Source organism: Actinosynnema sp. (genome assembly GCF_052038725.1).
Map to the genome: position 1 here is coordinate 1 of NZ_JBQGCX010000530.1, position 4,834 is coordinate 4,834.

6 protein-coding genes and 1 pseudogene are annotated in these 4,834 nt (G+C 70.7%); 3 read left to right on the plus strand and 4 right to left on the minus strand.

What is annotated here, in order from left to right:
- The 3 genes and pseudogenes from ACTUAL_RS10650 to ACTUAL_RS10660 form a co-directional block, all read right to left on the minus strand.
- Nucleotides 1-292: pseudogene (locus tag ACTUAL_RS10650) on the minus strand (excalibur calcium-binding domain-containing protein); the annotation flags it as partial.
- Nucleotides 289-972 carry a thermonuclease family protein gene (locus ACTUAL_RS10655; RefSeq protein WP_440900137.1) on the minus strand — a complete coding sequence of 228 codons (684 nt, stop codon included), beginning with the start codon at nt 970-972 and terminating at the stop codon, nt 289-291. The pseudogene ACTUAL_RS10650 and the gene ACTUAL_RS10655, both read right to left, overlap by 4 nt.
- Nucleotides 973-1,093: 121 nt before the next feature.
- On the minus strand, nt 1,094-1,540 hold the full coding sequence (locus ACTUAL_RS10660) for a DUF4442 domain-containing protein (protein WP_096491171.1): 447 nt from the start codon (nt 1,538-1,540) through the stop codon (nt 1,094-1,096).
- Nucleotides 1,541-1,669: 129 nt separating this feature from the next.
- Here ACTUAL_RS10660 and ACTUAL_RS10665 point away from each other — a divergent pair, with 129 nt between their 5' ends.
- Nucleotides 1,670-2,188, plus strand: a complete 519-nt coding sequence (locus ACTUAL_RS10665; RefSeq protein ID WP_096497545.1) for a MarR family winged helix-turn-helix transcriptional regulator — start codon at nt 1,670-1,672, stop codon at nt 2,186-2,188.
- Nucleotides 2,188-3,855, plus strand: a complete 1,668-nt coding sequence (locus ACTUAL_RS10670) for an MDR family MFS transporter (protein WP_440900138.1) — start codon at nt 2,188-2,190, stop codon at nt 3,853-3,855. The genes ACTUAL_RS10665 and ACTUAL_RS10670 overlap by 1 nt, the downstream gene beginning before the upstream one ends.
- Nucleotides 3,856-3,963: 108 nt before the next feature.
- On the opposite strand, the gene ACTUAL_RS10675 is transcribed toward ACTUAL_RS10670, so the two are convergent.
- A complete protein-coding gene (locus tag ACTUAL_RS10675; protein ID WP_096491173.1) occupies nt 3,964-4,467 on the minus strand; it encodes an inorganic diphosphatase in 504 nt (167 codons plus the stop codon).
- Nucleotides 4,468-4,593: 126 nt separating this feature from the next.
- Between ACTUAL_RS10675 and ACTUAL_RS10680 the strand changes: the two genes are divergently transcribed.
- The coding region (locus tag ACTUAL_RS10680; RefSeq protein WP_440900139.1) for a hypothetical protein at nt 4,594-4,834 on the plus strand (241 nt) is incomplete at its 3' end.

Here is a 4,834-nt window from a genome sequence, read left to right on the forward strand (position 1 = left end):
TGCTGTCGGCGGGCGGTGGGTCGGAGAGCGAGGCGATCAGGACCAGGGCGCCGAAGATCCCGCCCGCGACCGTGCCGGTCTTCTTCATCCTTGACATCGCCGACCACTTGCCCTTCAGACCGCTCCTGGCCTGCGGCGGAGGGGTGTAAGCGGTGGCCTGGGGACCGTAGCCGTAGTCGGGCGCCCCGTATCCGGGAGTGCTGTGGCCGGACGCCCCGTAGCCCGCATTGTCGTCGGGCCCGCCGAAGCCGGGCACGCTGCCGTACTGGTCGTTGCCGTGGTTGGCGCTCATGCGCAGGCCACCCCATCCGTGTCGTGGTCGAGAACTGGTGAGCCGGGCAGGCCGGCGGGGGTCGTGGAGGTGTTCGCGGTGCACTGCGCCAGGGCGCGCGCGGTCGGCGCGGGCGTCGTCACCACCGAGTCGGAGCCGCCGCACGGCGCGCCCCACAGGCCGAGGCCCGCCTTCCGGGCGGTGGCCTCGGCGCGGGTCAGGGTGGTGGCCGCGTCCGGTTCGGCGCGGGCCATGCCCTGGCTGACGAGCTGGGCGGAGAGGTCGGCCCCGCCGGGAAGGCGCACGGACGCGCCGTCGAGCGCCAGGTCCTTCTGCGCCACCAGCGAGCCGAGGAAGTCGGCCGCCGCGCGCGACCAGCAGGCGCCGGGCTCGGCCAGCCCCAGCAGCCGGACCGAGCCGCCGCCCGCCACGGCGATGGTGCGGGCGTCGACGACCCCCGAGGCGCGCGCGGGCGCGAGGTCGGCGGGGTCGGGCTGCGCGGGGGAGGAGTTCGACCACGAACCGGATCGGTCCCACCGCTCGGCGGCGTCCGGGGCGGGGACCTGCGCGTGGTCCGCGGCGTCCGGCGCGGGCGCGGCGGGAGCGGCGAGCGGCTGCGCGGCGCAGGCCGTCAGCAGCAGGGCGGGGACCAGCAGCAGTAGCCGGAACGGCGTCCTGCGGACCAGCGCGGTGCTCTCCATGCTCGCCTCATCGTGGCGAGTGTCGCACTGCGTTACTGCATTAGTTCCTTAGAGTGAAAGTGGTCGACCCCGTAACGGTCGACCACCTCACCAAGCCGTCAACTCACCGCAGCCGTCACCCTCATCGCTGCGGCTTGAGGGTCCACGTCACCACCAGTTCGGTGGTCACCACGCCCTCGGCGTCGCGCACCGACACCCGCACCGGGAACTCCGGCCGCTGCCCGCCCTCCAGCTCGGCGACCACGTCGGCGGCGGGCCGCTCCAGCACCGCCTCCGCCGTGAGCGGGCCGAGCGCGAGCTTGCGGTAGGCGATCTCCGCGCGCGCCACGAGCGGCGTCGCCCGGTCCAGGTAGCCGCCGAACGCCGCCATCACCACGGCGCCGGAGGCGGTCTCGCCGACCCCGAACAGCATGGCCGCGTGCGGCCCGCCCACGTGGTTCCGGGACTCCGGCCGGTCGGGGAGGGCCGCGACCACGCGGTCCGCGCCGACCTCGGTGAACTCCACGCCGTTGGTCTGCACCCACGGCACTGACTTCCGCATCGCGTCCGCGACGAGCGAGGGATCCATGTCCCGAGATGTTACCGGCCAGTAGCCAAGCGACGCTCGTCACCGGTATTTCATTTGCCAAGACTCTTGATCGGGCGCAAACTTGCCTACTGAAACTAGTTGGATGATGCAAGCAATGGAGTGGTCCGGATGACGACGCCCGAGGACGCCCACGGGGGCGGGCGGTCCGACGAGGGGCTCGCCGACCGCTTCGGCACGGCACTCGTTCGGCTGAACAAGATGCACGCCGCTCTCTCCGCCAACCTCAGCAAGGCGGGCATCGACAAGGCCTCCTTCATCCTCCTCGCCAACCTGGCGCAGATGGGCCCGTCCCGCGCGAGCGCGCTGGCGGAGGCGGTCTTCTCGGACCCGTCCACGGTCAGCCGCCAGGTCGCAGGGCTGGTCAAGGACGGGCTGGTGGAGCGCAGGGCGGACCCCGACGACGGCCGGGCGAGCGTGCTCGCCGTGACCGACAATGGGCTGTCCCTCCTGCACGAGCGGCGACGGGTGCGCAACGCGGCGCTGGCCCGCCTCTTCTCGGACTGGTCCACCCACGACTGGACCACGTTCGTCGAGCATTTCGAGCGCTTCGTCGAGGGATACGAGAAAGCGCTCCCGGATTTCATCGCAGAGGGCGGACAGGGGCCGCGCTCCGAAGGGGAGAAGTGATGTCGGAGACGACAACCCGAGCGGGAGCGACGCCACCCGGCGCCGCGCTGCTCACCCACCGGCAGATCCTGACGATCCTGTCCGGGCTGCTCATGGGCATGTTCCTGGCCGCGCTCGACCAGATGATCGTCGCGACGGCCATGAAGACCATCGCGGACCACCTGAACGGGCAGACCATCCAGGCCTGGGCGACCACCGCCTACCTGATCACGTCCACGATCACGACGCCGCTGTACGGCAAGCTGTCGGACATCTACGGCCGCAAGCCGATGTACCTCACCGCGATCTCGATGTTCCTGGTCGGCTCGCTGCTGTGCGGCATCGCCAACTCGATGTACGAGCTGGCCGCCTTCCGCGCGGTCCAGGGCCTCGGCGCGGGCGGCCTCATGTCGCTGGCGTTCGCGATCCTGGCCGACATCACCTCGCCGCGCGAGCGCAGCCGTTACGCGGGCTACTTCATGGCCGTCTTCGGCGTCTCCAGCGTCGCGGGCCCGGTCGTCGGCGGCCTGTTCGCGGGCATGGACCACTTCCTCGGCTTCGCGGGCTGGCGCTGGGTGTTCCTGGTGAACGTCCCGATCGCGCTCGCCGCGCTGGTCGTCGTCGCCAAGGTCCTCAACATCCCGCACCAGCGGGTCGACCACCGCGTCGACTTCCTCGGCGCGATCACGCTGACCGTCGGCCTGGTGCCGCTGCTGATCGTGGCCGAGCAGGGCCGCGAGTGGGGCTGGGGCTCGGCCACCGCGATCGCCATGTACGTCGTCGGCGTGCTCGGCCTGGTCGCGTTCGTGTGGGCGGAGAAGCGCGCGGGTGACGAGGCGCTGCTGCCGCTGCGGCTGTTCCGCAAGCAGACCTTCGCGCTCGGCAACACGATCAACTTCGTGCTCGGCGCGGGCATGTTCGGCGGCATGGTCTCCATCCCGCTGTACCTGCAGATCGTGCAGGGCCACTCGGCCACCAAGGCGGGCCTGATGATGCTGCCGATGACCCTCGGCATCATGACCGCGGCGGGCACCAGCGGCAAGATCACCTCGAAGACCGGCCGCTACAAGGTGTTCCCGGTCGCCGGCTTCGCGGTCATGACCGTGTCGCTGTTCCTGTTCAGCAAGGTCGGCGTGGACACCCCGACCTGGCAGCCGATGGCGCTGATGTTCACCATGGGCATCGGCCTGGGCCTGTGCATGCAGACCCTGCTCATCGCGATCCAGAACGACGCCGAGCCCCGCGACATGGGCGTGGCGACCTCGTCGGCCACGTTCTTCCGGCAGATCGGCGGCACGGTCGGCGCCGCGGTGTTCCTGTCCGTCCTGTTCAGCACGGTCGGCGACAAGATCGGCGAGGCGCTGCGCTCGGCCATGGGCTCCGACGCGTTCCGCGCCGCGCTCGCCCGCCCCGAGAACCAGGCGTTCGCGCAGCAGCTCCAGAGCGGCGGCGCGTCGGCGGACCTGAACAACACCGAGTTCCTGTCCAAGCTGGACCCGGTGCTGGCCAGGCCGTTCCTGGAGGGCTTCTCCTCGGCGATCGACACGGTGTTCTTCGTGGGCTCCCTCGTGACCCTGGTCGGGTTCGCGATCGTGTGGTTCCTGCGCGAGGTCCCGCTGTCGGACCGCTCGGGCCTGGAGCGCTCGAAGGACGAGGCCGACGCCGCGTCGACCATCGCCCTGCACTGACCCCCGACCGGGGCGCTTCCGGCGAGAAGCGCCCCGGACGGGGCAAGCGAAGAGGGCCACCCCGCTCAGGGGTGGCCCTCTTCGCCTTCACCGTCCCGTGGAACGGTTTCAGTGCTCCTCGCCGCGCGCCACGGCGTCCTTGAGGCGCTGGTAGGAGCGCACGATCTCGGCCTCCGCGTCGGTGCGGCCGACCCAGGTCGCGCCCTCGACGCTCTTGCCCGGCTCCAGGTCCTTGTAGACCTCGAAGAAGTGCTGGATCTCCAGCCGGTAGAACTCGCTCAGGTGGTGGATGTCCCGCAGGTGCTCCGAGCGCGGGTCGTCCGACGGGACGCAGAGCAGCTTGTCGTCGCCGCCCTTCTCGTCGGTCATCCGGAACATGCCGATCGCGCGGCAGCGGATCAGGCAGCCGGGGAAGGTCGGCTCCTGCACGAGAACGAGCGCGTCGAGCGGGTCACCGTCCTCGCCCAGGGTGTCATCGACGAACCCGTAGTCCGCCGGGTACTGAGTGGCCGTGAACAGGGTGCGGTCGAGCCTGATGCGCCCCGTCTTGTGGTCCATCTCGTACTTGTTGCGGACCCCCTTGGGGATCTCGATGGTGACGTCGAACTCCACTGGCAGGTCCTCGCTCGTCTGGCTGTCCGGTAGTTCCCACTAGTGTGGACCACGACGTCTCGTCAACCCCCGCCAGCAGTGCTGAGGGGCGTGTGAGATTGCCCGTAATCGAACCCGGAGGACCGCGTGCCCGAGGAGCCATCGTGGCCGACCGTCGACGGCGACGACACGGACCGCGAGCAGGTCAGGAGCCCGCGCCCGGCTGATCCGCCGACGATGCGCATCGCGCTGCCGAAGAAGTCGGGCGGCGCCGAGAAGACCGAGCTGATCAAGATCGACCGGTTGAGGCCGCCCGGCGGGCCGACACCGAGGACCGACCTCCCCGAGGCCGGTGGCGAGGCGGGGGCGAACGCCGCAGCCGCAGCTC